Origin of the sequence: Enterococcus sp. AN402, from assembly GCF_040719405.1 — a bacterium.
GTDB lineage: Bacteria > Bacillota > Bacilli > Lactobacillales > Enterococcaceae > Enterococcus > Enterococcus faecalis.
In genome coordinates, this window is record NZ_JBFDTM010000004.1 from 2,489,912 (window position 1) to 2,506,140 (window position 16,229).

Here is a 16,229-nt window from a genome sequence, read left to right on the forward strand (position 1 = left end):
GTTTAAACCTTTAATCAATTAGTATCTTAACGAAGAATGGGATCCACGTCAAGTTTCAGCCCTCAGCGTATTTTATTGACAAAAAACACGAAAAATGGTTTAATCGTTTAAAAATACGAACCAAAGAGGCGAAAGAATATGAAAGAATTAGAAGAAATTCAAACAGAATTTACTGCGCTTAGTGATTTTTTAATCGCATTGGGTGATGAAAAGCGCCAAGCAATTATTATTGCACTGTTAGAAGACCAGGCCTGTGTTGGCCGTCGTGTCACTGAGTTAACAGAGGCGACACAGCTCTCACGACCCGCTGTTTCTCACCACTTAAAAATTTTGAAACAAGCCAAATTAATTGATTGTCGCAGTGAAGGAACTAAAAATTATTACTCACTTTCTCACGATACCACCAAAATTGAGCAACTCCAACAACTATTGACCCACATTACGTCGATTATGCCAGGGAGGAAGCAAGCATGAAAAAAATTCTCGTGGTCCTCACAAACATCTCCCGTTATCACGGCACCGAAGAACCAACGGGCCTCTGGCTAGGTGAAGCCACGGAGTTCGTGGAAGAAGTAACCAAAGCAGGATTTTCAGTTGACTATGTTAGTCCCCAAGGAGGCTATGTCCCTTTGGATCCCCGGAGTATGAAATATGTAGATTCCTCCATTATGGCAGTTTATGAAAGTGCTGATTTTCAAGAACGAGCGCTAGCACATTCCCTCTCTCTTGAAGAAATTGAGCCAGATGAATACGCAGCAATTTACTTTACAGGAGGCCATGGCGTTATGTGGGACTTTCCTGATAATCCTCAGTTGCAAGCAATCACTCGTAGCCTTTACGAACAGGGCAAATACCTAACTTCTGTTTGTCACGGAATTGCTGGTCTTTTAAATGTCAAAGATGCGTCAGGAAATTATTTGATTGCAGATAAAACCATTACTGGCTTCACTACTGCAGAAGAAATTTTAGCCATGAAAAAAGCAATTGTTCCTTTCTTAAACGAAACAATTGCCAAAGAACATGGTGCTACTTTTGCGAAGAAACGCCCCTATAAAGAATTTGCGTATCAAGATGGCCGTATAATCACTGGGCAAAATCCTTTTTCTGTCCGCGCTGTCGCAAAATTGTTAATTCAACAACTATCAAAATGAAACAACAGCGACTACTTTTAGGTAGTCGCTGTTGTTTCATTGCTTCTTCTTTTTTCCGAAAGCCGAAGCCCTAACATAAAAAATTTTTGATTAGCTAAAGAGTAACATCGCGCCAATTAAGATAATTAGGTTAATTAAGCCTAAGACAATCATTGGTTTGGCCATGAATTTTGTCCAAGTGGCATATTGAACTTTGGAAATTTCCAAACCACCCATTACGACACCAGATGTTGGCGTGATCAAATTAATCAAGCCACAACCTGAAGCAAAAATCATAACCATCACTTCTGGACTTAAACCAATGTTTTTAGCTAACGCACCCATTACAGGAATAGAAACGTACGCTAAACCAGAAGTTGAAGGAATTAGGAAAGATAAACCTAAGTATAAAACAAAGGCACCGATGACAAATAAGACTGGGGAGAGTCCTTGTAATAAGCCTGCCGCTTTATCAAGGATAAATGAATCTAAATACGTTTTAGACATCAAAACAGATGCCCCGCGAGCAACTACGATAATTAAAACAACGGATAACATATCTTTGGCACCGTCGATAAATGCTTCAATGGTTTCTTTTTCAGTAAAGCGACCAATCAAGGCAGCAATGATACCTAAAAGGAAGAACCACATCGCTAAGTCGCCAAAGTACCAGTCACCGAAACTGTTGCCTGTTAAAACAGACGTCCAGCCTTTGAAAATCGTCACTCCAAAGTCGTTCCATGGAATTAAGGAAACAATCATAATGACAAAACAGAAAGCGAATACCATTAAGATTTTTTTATGACGATTCGTAAATGGCATTTCTTTCGACGCTGCTTGTCCATACGTTTTTTCCATATCCTCTTGTTCTTGTAAAGATAAAATTGTTGAACCTTTGTCAGCCTTCACTTTTTTCGCATAACGCATCACAATGAAAATAGAATAGCTGGTAGAGGCCGCCCACAAAATAGCACCGACAATTAAAATAATTCCTGTATTCGGCTGAATGCCAATACCTCGTAACGCATCCATCGCTACCCCTGTGGAGAAAGGGTTAACCGTTGAACCGATAACACCTGATCCTGCACCCAATAGCACAGTACCCACTGCGACAAACGTATCAAACCCAGCGGCGACCATGGTAGCACTCAATAAACCATAAAAAGGAATTGTTTCTTCTGCCATTCCATAAGTCGAACCACCAATAGAAAATAAAATCATTAAAATCGGAATGATTTTCAATTCGTTCCCTTTTAACTTTTTAACGACTGATTGAATGCCTGCTTCAAGAGCCCCAGTTTGTGTCACAATATTTAAAAAGCCACCGAGTACTAAAATAAAAATATTAATTTCAATGGCATCTTTAAACCCGTTGAATGGAGCCATGATAATATCCGATAATTTTGCCCCTACCACGTGGTCAACCATTTTGCCATCAATTTCTCTTGGGGTAAATGGCTGGCCATTTAGCAAGACCGTTACGATACCTAAAACAATTAAAATAATAAATAAAATACTAAAAGACGAAAGCTGTTTTTTGTTTTTCTTCTTTTTTTCTGCCATATCCTTTTATACAGGAACCTACTTTCCTGTATCTCCCTTCTCTATGATTAATTACTCAATCGATCAATAAAGAATGGCGTATCTAGAAAAGTTAAGAATTTATGACTGTAGCTAATACGGTTCATTTGGACTAATTTTTTCATAACACTGCTTGCTGTTTCCCGCGTGGTTCCACTCATCCGTGCAATGTCATTAATGGTAATTGGACAAGCAATTGCAACGCGTTCTCTGTTGTCAATTCGTTCTCCTAAATCATTTAATAACATCGCCAGTGATGTCACAATCCGTTCACATGCATCATTGGTTGTTCCTTTTTGGATTTTGATCATGCTTTCTTTTAAAAGGACCGATTGTTCTTGAATCCAATGAATCAATTGCTGGGGATTATTTTGGAGAAAACGCTCAAACAGTTTAACTGGCACAAACACAACCTCAATATCCGTATAGGCAATCGCGGAGTCGTAATGAACCTCATCTTGAAACAGTCCGATTCTCGGAAAAAGAGCCTGCTTTTTCATAAAATGCAGATAGGAAAAATTACCACTGCGATCATTTTTTTCAATTTTAATGACACCTGAAACCAATAAAATTAAATGATTTCTCGGATCACCTGGATAAAAAAGGACTTGGCCTTTTTTATAGGAGCGAACGAAACTCTCGTTGCGCAATTCTGTTAGTTCTGATTCAGAAAAGTATTGAAAATCTTGATTATTTTTAGTGATTATTTTCTCTATCATCATCTTAATTCTCCTAAATACTATACTTTATTTTGTCACAACCGTTCCTACGATTTCATCGCCGCTCATACTTCCTAAGTTTTCCAAAGAAGTGATAATTGCTTGTTTATTGGGCTGGCTTTCTACAAACTGAATAGCGGCTTCAATTTTCGGTAACATACTACCTGGTGCAAAATGACCCGCTTGTTTGTATTCTTCCAACTCTGCTACAGTGACATTGGTTAATTGTTTTTCATCTGGTTTGCCATAATTAATGCACACATAATCCACGCCAGTTAAAATAACTAGTGCATCCGCATCCACTAATTCTGCTAGTTTTTCAGAAGCAAAATCTTTATCGATTACTGCTTCGACACCTTTTAATTCTTGTCCTACGACAGGGATGCCGCCACCACCACATGAAATGGTAATTATATCATTTTTTATTAAGGTATTAATAGTCTCAGCCTCGTGGATGTCAATTGGCTTAGGACTTGGAACGACTTTGCGCCAGCCACGTCCTGCATCTTCTTTAAAAATAGCACCTGCTTGCATTGCTTCTTTGGCTTCAGCTTCTGTTAAAAATGGACCGATCGGTTTTGTTGGATTTTTGAATGCCTCATCTGCTGGATCTACGACCACCTGTGTTAAAACAGTAGCCACTTGTTTCTTGATTCCTGCTTTGTTTAATTCTTGATTAAGCGCATTGGACAACCAGTAGCCGATACTTCCTTGTGTCATAGCAACACACGTATCTAGCGGCATTGCTGGATTTTTTTCAGAATCAGCTGCTTGTTGTTGCAATAATAGATTTCCGACTTGTGGACCATTGCCATGTGAAACAATCAACCGATGCCCTTGTTTAATTAAATGAACTAAATAGGCAGATGTTTGAACTAATGCTTGCTGTTGTGCGTGTGCGCTAGCATCATTTGAAAGGATGGCATTTCCGCCTAGTGCAACGACCATTTTTTTCCCCATTACAAATCCTTCTTTCCTATCATAATAAAGAATAGGCCGCCCTTCAAAAGAATCTCTTAAAGGGCGAAACGACTATTCTTTTTTCAATGTTTTTTCAGTTGCTTCCTACACACGAGGAATGAATAAGTTGCCTAAAGTAGCTGCCATGATTGCTTTAATAGAATGCATTCTGTTTTCTGCTTCTTCAAATTGACGACCATATTTACTGCGGAAGACTTCATCCGTGATTTCCATTTCAGTAATGCCGAATTTTTCAGCAACCATTTCACCGTATTGTGTTTTCGTATCATGAAAGGCTGGCAAACAGTGTAATACGATTAAATCGCCATCCATATTTTCGGTTTTTTCTAACATAGCCATATTAATTTGATAAGGTTTCAACAGATTGACACGTTCTTCAAATTTATCTTCTTCACCCATGGACACCCAAACGTCTGTATATAACACGTTGGCTCCTTTAACACCTTTAGCAACGTCGTCTGTAATCATTAATTCTGCACCAGATTCTTTCGCAAATTCTTTTGCGTAATTAACGACTTCATCAGAAGGGAACAATTCTTTTGGTGCACAAATGCGAACATTTACGCCTAAAATAGCACCTGTCACTAACAAGCTGTTTGCCATGTTATTACGGCCATCGCCGACGTATACTAAAGTGATTCCTTCTAAACGACCAAAGTTTTCTTTCACTGTCATAAAGTCCGCAATCATTTGTGTTGGATGCCATTGATCCGTTAAACCATTCCAAACAGGAACACCAGAATATTTCGCTAAATCTTCCACTACTTCTTGACTAAACCCACGGAACTCAATCCCGTCAAACATACTACCTAAAACAATCGCTGTATCTTCAACAGATTCTTTTTTACCTAATTGAATATCGTTGGCGCCTAAATACTCAGGATGTGCCCCTAAATCAATCGCTGCTGTCGTGAATGCAGAGCGTGTCCGTGTCGAAGTTTTTTCAAATAAAAGAGCGATATTTTTTCCTTCTAAATAGTGATGTGGAATCCCTTTTTTCTTCAATTCTTTTAAGTGAATACTGAAGTCTACCAAATACTCTAATTCTGCTCTTGTAAAATCTTTTTCTGCTAATAAACTACGTCCTTGAAATACTGAATTCATGATGATTCCTCCTATTTTTGGGTGTTTTTTTAAAGATCTTCACGGTAAAGTGGCATGCTCATACAACGAGGGCCACCACGGCCACGTACTAGTTCACTTCCTGGAATGTAATTCAATTTCACGCCTGCTTCTTCTAGCGCTTTATTCGTAATCGTATTCCGATCGTAAACAACAACTTCCCCAGGGGCAATTGCTAATGTATTTGAACCGTCGTTCCATTGTTCACGGGCTGCTGCTGTTAAATTTCCAGCGCCGCAACGGATTAGTTGAACATTGTCTAAATGCAAGTATTTGCATAAAATGTTATCTAATGTATCTTTTTCTTTTGTAATTTGGATGTCTCCATCTGCTTTTTCAGTGATCGAGTAAACAACCAAGCCGCCTTCGATTTCTGGATGAATCGTAAATTTATCATAGTCAATCATGGTAAAAACGGTATCTAAATGCATGAATTTACGATGTTCACCGATATCAAAAGCCAAGATATTTTTGAACCCTAATTTTTGTTCAAAAATATTTCTCGCAATTTTTTCAATTGACGCGGCGTCCGTTCTTTGAGAAATCCCAATGGCCACTACTTCTTTTGAAAGAATTAATTCATCGCCACCTTCAATTCTGGTTGATTCTGAACGATCATAGACTCTAGGAACCTCTTTTCCAGCAAAACGAGGATGATAATCAAAAATGTATTGCCCAAAAATGGTTTCCCGTTGTCGAGTTACTGAATACATATGATTTAAAGAAATCCCGTGCCCCATTGTCGCAAAGTTATCACGTGTGAAGTATAAGTTAGGCATTGGATCAATAATGAATGGATAATCCGCTTCAACCATATCTGTTAAAAATTCTTGCTCATATTTAGGTAATTCTTGTTTTTGAATGCCTGCAATCGCTTTTTGAATCAGTTCTTCGTTGTCGTCAATTTCTAACATTAACTCTCTAACTTTTTCTTTTGCTGATTCGCTGCGAATATTGGCTTCTTCTAAGAATTGGTCAATAAATTGTCGGCGGACCTCTTCATTAATCAACGCTTCAGCAGCTAAGTCCTCTAAATAGACCACTTCGATATCTTTTGATCGTAACAACTCTGCAAATGCATCATGTTCTGCTTGTGCTTTTTCTAAAAACGGAATATCATCAAACAACAATCTCTCCAGATAATCTGGCATTAAATTTTCTAATTCCTTACCTGGACGATGTAACATCACTGTTTTCAATTTCCCGATTTCAGAAAATACATTAATTGGATGACTCATGTGAAATAACCTCCTCAACTTAATTACAAACACAGAATAACAGATCTGATTAACCTAGGACGTGAGCCATTTGCCAAACAAAATACCAAATATACAACGGTATTCTTTCTTATGCATATTTTCAACCTAAAAGAATGCGCTTTCATAGATATTCTAAAAAAATAATGCATAATTAAATAAAAAAAAATGCATTTATTCAAAAAAAATTATTTCTCCATGCATTTCATAAAGTTATAATCTTATAGAGGTAAAAGTAAGGGAGCCAGAAGTCAAAACGACTTCTGGTTCCCTTACTTTTATGCGTTACTTTTTGACAAAAGTGTTGGCTGAATAAATTGTTGAAAATACTGCTCTAGTTCTTGTGCTTTTTCCTCGGATGATGAAACAATAATAACAGTGTCGAAGCCAGCGACAGAACATTTCTTTTCACACAAAGACACTTCATCAAGTACAGCTGAAAACAATGTTGCGTTGTCTGGTAATGTATGAACCACTAGTAAAAAGGCGACACGTTCAACTTTGGTCACTACCTCACGAATTGCTTGTATCAACTGTTCTTTTTTTCGTTCTTCTAAAGAAGTGAATTGTTCAAAAATCGTTAACCGCATCTCGCCAGAATCATCTAATGCTTTGACGACTTTTAATTCCCATAAATCCCTTGAAATCGTTGCTTGTGCGACATTTATCTCGCGCTTTTTTAATTCTCTTAACAACTCATTTTGACTATGAATTACAGTTGTTTGAATGATTTCTTTAATCAAACTTTGGCGTGTTTGCTTATTCACAAATAACACCCTTCCTCCAGACATTTACAAAGCAATACTAGCAGAATCTCTCTTATTAGAATAGAAAAAGGGTCGTTTAGCTAAAAGGTTCTCATTGATTTTGTCGGATATTTCGCATTTAAAAAAGTGAGACTTGCACAATTTAGTAAAACGTTGTACAGTGATTTTAGGGAATTACTGGCACCGTTTTAAATAACAGCAATGATGTTTTTTTGCATGATTAACTGAACTGGAGGAAAGTAATGAACCGATTAAAACGCCAAACGATGATTAAGCGATTGGTCACAGAAAATGAAATCCATACACAAAGTGAATTACTAGCATTATTGGAAAAAGAAAATATTCACACCACACAAGCAACTATTTCTCGTGACATTCGTGAGCTGAATTTAAACAAAGTAGACAATGGTCAAGGAGAAGCCTATTATCGTATCTTGAATAATTCTGCCCTTCGTCCAAAATATAAAACAGATGAAGAACGTCTTGTTGACATTATTATTGAAACTGGTGTTTCTTTAACACAAATAGAGTTCACAAATCTTTTAACCGTCTTACCTGGCAACGGGCAAGCCATTGGGGTTTTAATTGATCGCATACGTATCCACAACCCTCATATCTTGGGCTGCATCGCTGGGGATGATACCATCTTAATTCTTTCAAAAAATAAAGAAGATGCCCTTGAAGTTAACAACTATTTCCAGCAGTATTTGTACCACCCATAATTCGTCACTTAGTAAAATCGACTATTTTTTGACATCATTGCTATTTTTATTAAAGATAAATAAAAAAAGGCGTCTCAGTGAAAGCTGAGGCGTTTTCTCATGAGTTTTTCTTTTGAACACCGTCTTTTTTTTGTATAATAATCAAAAAGCAAAGAAAGGGTTTCTTATGACTGAACAATTCATACTCACTTCAAACGATCAACAAACTCAGCTCAATGTACGTCATTGGCCCTGTCCTTCACCCAAAGCCGTAGTTCAATTGATTCACGGCATGGCAGAGCATATCCAACGTTATGATGAATTTGCTCGTTTTTTAAATCAATTAGGGTTTGCCGTAATTGGGCATGATCATCTAGGTCATGGCGAATCTGTACAACCAAGCGCACCGATCTATGGTTTTTTTGGAGAACAAGGGCCTGAAAATGTCGTTACAGATATTCATCAAGTGAAACAATGGGCTGTGAATCGCTATCCACAATTGCCCTATTTTATGATGGGTCACAGCATGGGGTCTTTCGCCTTGCGCAACTATCTGCAAGACTATCCTGTGACTATGCAAGGAGTCATTTTCATGGGCACTGGCACAAGTCCGTTACCTTTAACCGCCGCATTGCCTTTTATTAAAAAAATGGCCGAGAAACAGCCGAAAAAACCAGCTCCGTTCATTGATAAGCTGGCATTTGGTTCTTTTAGCAAAAAATTTCCTGAAGCAAGTTCCTTTAATTGGCTTTCTAAAAATCAAGCCAATGTGGCTGACTATGAAAATGACCCATTAATGGGCTTCGTATTTACCAATAATGGTTTTGCTACCCTTTTTTCGCTTGTTAAACGAGCCAATCAAAGGAATTGGTACCAAGCGATCCCAAAAGAATTGCCTATTTTAATCATTAGTGGCGCTGAAGACCCAGTTGGTGATTTCAGCAAGGGGCCAGCAAAAATTCAAAAGCAATTAAAGCATGCAGGTTTTCAGCACGTGACGTTACGACTATTTCCCACATTGCGTCATGAAATTTTATTAGAAACGGAAAAAGCAACAGTTTTTCAAGAAATTGGGCATTGGTTAACGGGTTTAACGAATTAAAAATAGCGTGGGACAAAAATCACTTTGGATTTTTGCTCCACGCTCAAAAACTGATAAACGGCGGGAATAGAAGCAACTCCTTCGGAAATAAGCCGAAATTATCCAAAAATCATAGAACAATTTTCGGAAATTCCTTCTTATTTCTCGGAGTTAAACACTTCTATCCCGACCTCTTTTTAATCTATTTTCGTTAAACCGCCCATATAAGGACGTAGAACTTCTGGAATCGTTACGGTGCCATCTTCATTTTGATAATTTTCCAAAATGGCAGCCACTGTTCGACCAACAGCAAGTCCTGACCCATTAAGAGTATGGGCATATTGAACATGACCTGTTTTATCACGATAACGAATCAACGCCCGACGTGCTTGGAAGTCTTCACAGTTTGAACAAGAACTAATTTCTCGATACGTTTTCTGTGCCGGAATCCAAACTTCTAAATCATAGGTTTTCGCTGCCGAGAAGCCCATGTCACCTGTCGAAAGAGTAATCACTCGATAAGGGAGGCCCAATTTTTCTAAAATGTCTCCAGCATTGTTGGTCATTTTTTCTAATTCTTCATAGGAGTGTTCTGCATCACTAAATTTAACCATTTCTACTTTATGGAACTGGTGTAAACGAATTAATCCTCGGGTATCACGACCTGCACTACCCGCTTCCGAGCGAAAAGAAGGACTTAAAGCAGTAAAATAAATCGGTAACTCTTGCGCATCTAAAATTTCATTATTATAGTAGTTAGTTAATGGGACTTCCGCTGTGGGGATCAGCGTCAAATCACTTTCTGCAACTTGGAAGACATCTTCTTTGAACTTAGGAAACTGACCAGTGCCAAACATTGCTTTACTATTGACCAAATAAGGAGGAATCACCTCGGTATACCCATGTTCATTAACATGTTGATCTAACATAAAATTATAGACCGCTCGTTCTAAACGAGCCCCTAAGTCTTTGTAATAAAGAAAACGGCTACCAGATACTTTCGCGCCTCTTTCAAAATCTAAAATTCCTAAGGCTTCACCGATTTCCCAATGTGGTTTCGGTTCAAATGAAAAAGTTTTCGGCGTACTCCACCGCCGAACTTCTACGTTGGCGGCTTCGTCTGCGCCAACAGGCACGCTCTCATGAGGTAAGTTAGGCAAACGTTCTGCAATGGCTGTGCATTGTTCTTGCAAATGAACAACTTCTTGGTCTAAAACTTTAATTTGCTCGCTAACTTCTTGCATATTTAGCAACTGTTGTGAAGCATCTTTTTGTGCACGCTTTAATTGTGCAATTTCTCCTGATACCTGATTACGGTGTTTTTTCAGTTCTTCAACTTTAACAAGTAACGCTCTCCGTTCTTCATCTAAAGCCAAAAAGCGTAATAAAACTTCCTCGTCCACACCACGTGTTTTTAACTTTTTCTGTACCACTTCTACATTTTGGCGAATTTTTTTCATATCCAGCATCTTATTTCCCTCTTCATGATTAAATTTTAAACAATGGTGAATTTTACTTTTTCAAAAATTTCATTCTTCATTCGTTGGCCAGTCGCTGTGCCAGCTAAGCCACCTAAACCCGTTTCTCTCAATTCTCGTGGTAATTGACGGCCGACTTTATTCATGGCTTCCACCACTTCATCTGCTGGTATTTTATTTACAATTCCAGCTAAAGCCATATCTGCAGCGATTAACGCATTGCCTGCACCTACTGTATTTCGTTTGACACAAGGAATTTCGACTAACCCAGCCACTGGGTCACAAACTAAACCTAATAAATTCCCTAAAGCCATAGCAAAAGCTTCAGAAGATTGGCGTGGTGTTCCGCCAGCCGCTTCAACAGCTGCAGCGGCGGCCATCGCTGAAGCACTGCCTACTTCGGCTTGACATCCACCAACAGCACCAGCAATCATCGCATTGTTGGCTGTGACCATTCCAAATAAAGAACTGGTAAACAAGAAACGAATTTGTTGATCACGCGTTAAATTCAAGGTATTTTTAATCGCTGTTAAAACCCCTGGTAAGGTGCCACTTGCACCAGCGGTTGGCGTTGCGCAAACAACGCCCATTGCTGCATTGACTTCATTAGTACCTAGTGCGGCTTGAACTGCAGACATCATTAAATCACCTGATAACGTTTTGCCAGCTGCGCGGTATTTTTTTAAACGAGCCGCATCACCGCCCGTTAACCCAGTAGGAGAAAAAACGCCCGCTCCTTCTTGCGAGCGTTTGACAGCAGCATCCATGACATCCAAATTTTGACCCATCTGTGTCCAAATTTCTTCATAGCTTTTTTGGCTACGCTCCATTTCTTGCTCAATCATCAAATCAGAGATTTTTTTTCCTGTTTTTTCAGCTTTATCGATAAATTCTTCAATCGAAAGGTACATATGTCAAACTCCTATCATAATAAGATTATTTTCGATGTGTCATCTAGTGAAAACAGTTGTTCTTTCACCGAGGAAATTGGTGCCGAATCTAAGTCAAAGATGAATAAAATTTGATTCCCTTCCACATAACGAGACACCGCATTCACTTGAATATTATTTTTTTGTAACGTATCTTTAAAAGCTTGCATCGCCTGCTCGTCTTGATTAATGACTAACAAAATAGGTAAAGGACCATGTAGTTGAACATTGAAACCATCTAATTCAATGTATTTCACCTCGATAGTGCCGCCACCTACAGAAATTCCTGTTAAATGAATTTCGTGCGCTGCATCACTGAGTGTCACACATGCTGTATTAGCATGCTTCACTGGACTTTCTTCACTCATTTCTAAAAATTGAATCTCGATTCCTTGTTCTTCCGCAAGTTCAATGGATTGTGTTACGTTGGCATCATCTGCTGCTAGTCCAAGAATTCCGCCAATAATTGCAAAATCAGTCCCATGTCCTTTATGCGTGTCTGCAAAAGATTCATAGTATTTAATCACAATTTTTTCTGGCGTTCCGCCGAATAACTTTCTTGCCGCTAAGCCAATTGCTAAGGCCCCAGCTGTATGCGAACTAGAAGGACCAATCATAATAGGACCGATAATGTCAAAACAACTTTTGTAGTTCATTACTTTGTTCACTTTTTTAGGTTTATTGATGGCCATAGCTGTGTTCATACGTAACTCCTCCTTTGGTTTTTACTGCTTCTTTTTCTTTTTCACTGGTTACTTCCGTCGTTCCTTCAAATTCTGGTGTATTATCCACCGCTTCAATTCTGTAACGTTTAAAGACCAGCGCACCTAAAAATCCAAACATCAGACTGACCACTGTGATAATCGCTACTGCTAGTAAAGTCGTTTGAATGGCATTGTTACCTAATGTCACAAGTAAACCAGCCCACGGCGTTGCCATTCCTGTCACAGGTACTTTTAAGCCAAAGAAAGTCACTACAATACCACTAACCATTCCTGAAAATAAATTCGTTGCATAAATAGGTATTGGATTTGAGCTGATGATATCGACTTGTGTTAATGGCTCAATTGCCACAGCTAACGGGGTTGAAGCTGTGCCTAGTTTTAACTTTTTAAATAGCGCCGCATTGACAATGGAACTGCCGTAACAAGTCAACGCACCGACAGCCATTGGTACACCAGTCAAACCAATCAAGGCAGTTAAAACCATTGAACTTAACGGTGTCATACCAACAATCGGGATAATAGCACCTAAAATTGCGCCCATCACATATGGATTGCCATCTACTGCACTTAAAATCGTACCCCCAATAACTTCTAGGATACCTAATACAACAGGTTGAATAAAACCAGCAACTAACGAGGCTGCGACTGGAATGACTAAAATAACGACTAATAAGTCAATCCCTTCTGGAATACGTTTTTGCATCTGCTCAACAACAAAAGATAAAAGATACGCGGTAATAAAAGCTGGTAACAAGCTGACTTTAATCAATGACAGACCTAAAATAATTGAAAAAACTGGACTAATCCCGAAAGCCAGCGGCACAAGAGCTCCAGCTGCTAAACCACCTAGACTACCCATAGTTTCACCAATTTGCGACACATAATATAAATGAAAAACGCCGCCTACTGCATACCGCAAAAATGCCTCTGGTAGAAAGGTGGCACAAGCTGCACCAGACAAAGCACTTAAAGATTTTTTCCCTCGCGGTGCTTTAAAAGAGAATAGGGACATGCCACATAAAACTAAGACTAACATCAAGATTCCTGATAACGTTTTCATTTCTTTGCCTCCAACTATATTTTTTTATAACGGATGGTACTCCTGAATAAAATTTTTATTGCTCAACAAGTGAAAGAATGAACGAGCATTCCGATGAACTAAAGTACAATGAGTAACAAAAATTTCATTCCACATTCAGAGTATACGACTAAACAAAAGTTTAGTCAATGTATTTTTTTAACGTAAAGAATCTTATTGCTTTTCCATTAAAAAAGTATTACACTAAAATTAATTTCAGTGTAGGGGAGGATATCACTTGGAGTCATATTTACGTTTAAGTGAAGTAGATAAACAAATCTTACATTCACATGCCTTAATGCTTGATGGATTAGGGAACTTCTTTGGTAGTACCCATGAAGTCATTCTTCATAGTTTAGAAAATTTGGAAAGTTCAGCTATCAAAGTCATCAATGGCCATTTCAGTAACCGCAAGGAAGGTGCCCCCATTACTGATATGGCATTAAAAATGTTAAGTCAAGTAGAGTCGGAACATGATTACGCTGTGAAACCCTACTACAATAAAAATCAAAAAGGGGTTATTTTAAAATCTTCCACCATTCCAGTTATCGGTGAAAATGATCGTATTATTGGATTGATCTGTATCAATATGCATTTAGAAATGCCATTAATTGATTACTTGCAAGACTTATTACCTTCAGGACAACAAAATGATATGTCCCAAGAGCTTAAAAATTCTGAACATTTTTCTGACAATATTGACGAATTAATCACTACTTCACTGACAAAAGTAAAACAAGCAGTAGACAGCGATCCAAATGTATCACATTTGAATCAAAATAAAGAAATTGTTATTCGTTTATATGATCAAGGAATTTTTAATCTCAAAGATTCTGTCATAAAGATTGCCGATCGATTAGGTATTTCAAAAAATACCATCTATTTACATATCCGCAATCATAAAAAAGAAGAAGCTTAACCCATCAAAGCCACCAACGCTAACTAGCGTTGGTGGCTTTGATCACTTCTCTTCTATTTTAATTTGGTAAATCAAACAAGTAAGGTGTCCCTATTTCTCCATTTAACGTAACGTCTAAGCGATTTTTTGTGCCGGGAACTAAATTACTGGCTGTGAAATTCCCTTGGGCATCCGCAGTAAAACTTGCTAAAATCACCCGCGCATCATCTGCACGTGACACTAAAATAGTTGCATTAGGTGCTGTTTTACCAGAAATTGTCCCTTGTTTCGGATCAATCGTAATATTGCTAAAAGAAAGCGCTGCTTCTTGTCCTGAACTTGGAATATCAATTTGGACAGGTGCACTATTCCGTTGATCAACGGTTGCGATTAATTGAGTAGTCGCTCCCGCTCTGGGACTAATTACTGTAAAATTGCCATTGGCATCCGAATAAAAAACACCTGCTTGTGCAGAAGCATCACCGACTACCGTTGCTGTAATGGTTGCATTAGGTAATGTAGTACCATTAATTTCATTTCTTTCAGGATTGAAAACAACATTGGTAATTGTAATGTTTGTATCAGGTGCTTGGTTTTGAGGGACTTCATTCGTTTCATCAGTTCCTGCAGAAGGCTGCGTGACATTTTCTGACGGATTTTCCCCTGCCACATTAGAATTTTGACCCGCGACAGACGAATGACTATTTTTCATTTCTTGTTGACTAGAGGATTTCTGCGTGGCTTTCTTTGTTTCTTGCTTTGGCTTAGAATCATTTGTGCTTGCTGTTTTTTTGTTTCCACATCCTGCTAGACTTAAAGACAATACACTGAACGTTAACATACTGAACAAAGCAATTTTTTTCATTTTTCGTTACCTCCAGAAATCTTTTTGTAACATTAATGTAACATTGTTTTAAAAATCTAGCAATAATTTTTCAACCGTTTTCCTTTTTGTTTAAAAAGAAAAAACCTGCACAAAGGCATTTAGCCTTTGTGCAGGTTTTTATCTGCTAAATGGATTTAATGTTTGCGATAGCTTAAATAGTAAAAGCCAGAAACAAAAATGGCGCCACCAATGATATTACCTAAATAAACAAAAACAAAATTACGGAAAAAATCCCCCCACTGAACGCCGCCTTCAAAAATTGCGGCTGGAATGATGAATGCATTCGCCACACTATGCTGAAAGCCAATTGCAACAAAAATCATTACTGGAAACCAGATGCCTAATAGTTTCCCCGCTGCATCTTTCGCACCATAACAAAGCCATAAGGCCAGACCTACGAACCAGTTACAGCCAATACCTGAAATAATTGCTTGAAGCCAAGTTGCTGCAACTTTATGTTCTGCAAGAGAAAGAACCTGATTTAAATAGGCGCCGCTACTGGTTAAACCTAAATAATGACCAAAAAAACAGGCAACAAATAGGGCGCCAACCATATTTGCCAATGTGATTGTGACCCAGTTCACGAGTAATTCTCTGAAAGAGACCTTTTTAGCAAACCAAGCCGTACTCACTGCCATCATATTTCCTGTGATTAACTCACCACCAGCCATTAAAATAACAATTAGACCAATTGGGAAAACCGCAGCTCCCACTAAAGCTTGAACACTGGCTAAATCTGCTGGAATAGAGGCGGAAACACGCACATAAGCCAAATAGCCGAGGGAAATCATGGCACCGCCGATAAATCCTAAAATGAGTTTTGCTACCAAAGGCTTTTGAATTTTTTTCTGACCATTTTCAATACTAATACTTAAAATTTCATCTGGTGTATACAAA

The 16,229-nt window shown here is 38.3% G+C and carries 17 protein-coding genes; 5 read left to right on the forward strand and 12 right to left on the reverse strand.

What is annotated here, in order from left to right:
* Positions 1 to 138: 138 nt before the first annotated feature.
* Complete coding sequence (locus AB1I62_RS13620; RefSeq protein ID WP_002356136.1) at positions 139 to 474, forward strand: metalloregulator ArsR/SmtB family transcription factor; 336 nt, start codon at positions 139 to 141, stop codon at positions 472 to 474.
* Positions 471 to 1,151, forward strand: a complete 681-nt coding sequence (locus AB1I62_RS13625; protein WP_077932689.1) for a type 1 glutamine amidotransferase domain-containing protein — start codon at positions 471 to 473, stop codon at positions 1,149 to 1,151. Before AB1I62_RS13620 ends, AB1I62_RS13625 begins: the two co-directional genes overlap by 4 nt.
* Positions 1,152 to 1,241: 90 nt before the next feature.
* On the opposite strand, the gene AB1I62_RS13630 is transcribed toward AB1I62_RS13625, so the two are convergent.
* The 6 genes from AB1I62_RS13630 to AB1I62_RS13655 form a co-directional block, all read right to left on the reverse strand.
* The gene (locus AB1I62_RS13630) at positions 1,242 to 2,693 is read right to left on the reverse strand and encodes a YfcC family protein (RefSeq protein WP_002356134.1); all 1,452 of its coding nucleotides are present in this window, start codon (positions 2,691 to 2,693) and stop codon (positions 1,242 to 1,244) included.
* A 47-nt stretch (positions 2,694 to 2,740) separates the two neighbouring features.
* Positions 2,741 to 3,433, reverse strand: a complete 693-nt coding sequence (locus tag AB1I62_RS13635; RefSeq protein ID WP_002363490.1) for a Crp/Fnr family transcriptional regulator — start codon at positions 3,431 to 3,433, stop codon at positions 2,741 to 2,743.
* A 24-nt stretch (positions 3,434 to 3,457) separates the two neighbouring features.
* Entirely contained in the window at positions 3,458 to 4,390 is a 933-nt protein-coding gene (arcC, locus tag AB1I62_RS13640) for a carbamate kinase (RefSeq protein ID WP_002356132.1), read from the reverse strand.
* A 105-nt stretch (positions 4,391 to 4,495) separates the two neighbouring features.
* Complete coding sequence (gene argF, locus AB1I62_RS13645) at positions 4,496 to 5,518, reverse strand: ornithine carbamoyltransferase (protein WP_160747730.1); 1,023 nt, start codon at positions 5,516 to 5,518, stop codon at positions 4,496 to 4,498.
* 26 nt (positions 5,519 to 5,544) lie between these two features.
* Positions 5,545 to 6,771: an arginine deiminase gene (arcA, locus tag AB1I62_RS13650; protein WP_002356129.1), complete on the reverse strand. Its 1,227-nt coding sequence runs from the start codon at positions 6,769 to 6,771 to the stop codon at positions 5,545 to 5,547.
* A gap of 296 nt (positions 6,772 to 7,067) precedes the next feature.
* Entirely contained in the window at positions 7,068 to 7,580 is a 513-nt protein-coding gene (locus AB1I62_RS13655; RefSeq protein ID WP_164978399.1) for an arginine repressor, read from the reverse strand.
* 218 nt (positions 7,581 to 7,798) lie between these two features.
* Here AB1I62_RS13655 and AB1I62_RS13660 point away from each other — a divergent pair, with 218 nt between their 5' ends.
* The gene (locus AB1I62_RS13660) at positions 7,799 to 8,278 is read left to right on the forward strand and encodes an arginine repressor (RefSeq protein WP_002356125.1); all 480 of its coding nucleotides are present in this window, start codon (positions 7,799 to 7,801) and stop codon (positions 8,276 to 8,278) included.
* 130 nt (positions 8,279 to 8,408) lie between these two features.
* The gene (locus AB1I62_RS13665) at positions 8,409 to 9,359 is read left to right on the forward strand and encodes an alpha/beta hydrolase (protein ID WP_174104824.1); all 951 of its coding nucleotides are present in this window, start codon (positions 8,409 to 8,411) and stop codon (positions 9,357 to 9,359) included.
* A gap of 176 nt (positions 9,360 to 9,535) precedes the next feature.
* On the opposite strand, the gene serS is transcribed toward AB1I62_RS13665, so the two are convergent.
* Genes serS through AB1I62_RS13685 form a run of 4 tightly spaced genes read right to left on the reverse strand, consistent with a single transcriptional unit; the run spans position 9,536 to position 13,530 of the window.
* Complete coding sequence (serS, locus tag AB1I62_RS13670; protein ID WP_002392581.1) at positions 9,536 to 10,807, reverse strand: serine--tRNA ligase; 1,272 nt, start codon at positions 10,805 to 10,807, stop codon at positions 9,536 to 9,538.
* Positions 10,808 to 10,833: 26 nt separating this feature from the next.
* The gene (gene sdaAA / locus AB1I62_RS13675) at positions 10,834 to 11,727 is read right to left on the reverse strand and encodes an L-serine ammonia-lyase, iron-sulfur-dependent, subunit alpha (protein WP_002356122.1); all 894 of its coding nucleotides are present in this window, start codon (positions 11,725 to 11,727) and stop codon (positions 10,834 to 10,836) included.
* Between the two features lie 14 nt (positions 11,728 to 11,741).
* Positions 11,742 to 12,437: an L-serine ammonia-lyase, iron-sulfur-dependent subunit beta gene (gene sdaAB, locus AB1I62_RS13680; RefSeq protein ID WP_025189275.1), complete on the reverse strand. Its 696-nt coding sequence runs from the start codon at positions 12,435 to 12,437 to the stop codon at positions 11,742 to 11,744.
* The gene (locus AB1I62_RS13685; protein WP_104859470.1) at positions 12,424 to 13,530 is read right to left on the reverse strand and encodes a PTS sugar transporter subunit IIC; all 1,107 of its coding nucleotides are present in this window, start codon (positions 13,528 to 13,530) and stop codon (positions 12,424 to 12,426) included. The genes sdaAB and AB1I62_RS13685 overlap by 14 nt, the downstream gene beginning before the upstream one ends.
* Before the next feature lie 316 nt (positions 13,531 to 13,846).
* Between AB1I62_RS13685 and AB1I62_RS13690 the strand changes: the two genes are divergently transcribed.
* The gene (locus AB1I62_RS13690) at positions 13,847 to 14,467 is read left to right on the forward strand and encodes a PAS domain-containing protein (RefSeq protein WP_164978402.1); all 621 of its coding nucleotides are present in this window, start codon (positions 13,847 to 13,849) and stop codon (positions 14,465 to 14,467) included.
* 58 nt (positions 14,468 to 14,525) lie between these two features.
* On the opposite strand, the gene AB1I62_RS13695 is transcribed toward AB1I62_RS13690, so the two are convergent.
* Positions 14,526 to 15,311: a hypothetical protein gene (locus AB1I62_RS13695; protein WP_104859472.1), complete on the reverse strand. Its 786-nt coding sequence runs from the start codon at positions 15,309 to 15,311 to the stop codon at positions 14,526 to 14,528.
* Positions 15,312 to 15,466: 155 nt separating this feature from the next.
* Positions 15,467 to 16,228 carry a formate/nitrite transporter family protein gene (locus AB1I62_RS13700; protein ID WP_164978401.1) on the reverse strand — a complete coding sequence of 254 codons (762 nt, stop codon included), beginning with the start codon at positions 16,226 to 16,228 and terminating at the stop codon, positions 15,467 to 15,469.
* Between the last annotated feature and the right edge of the window lies 1 nt (position 16,229).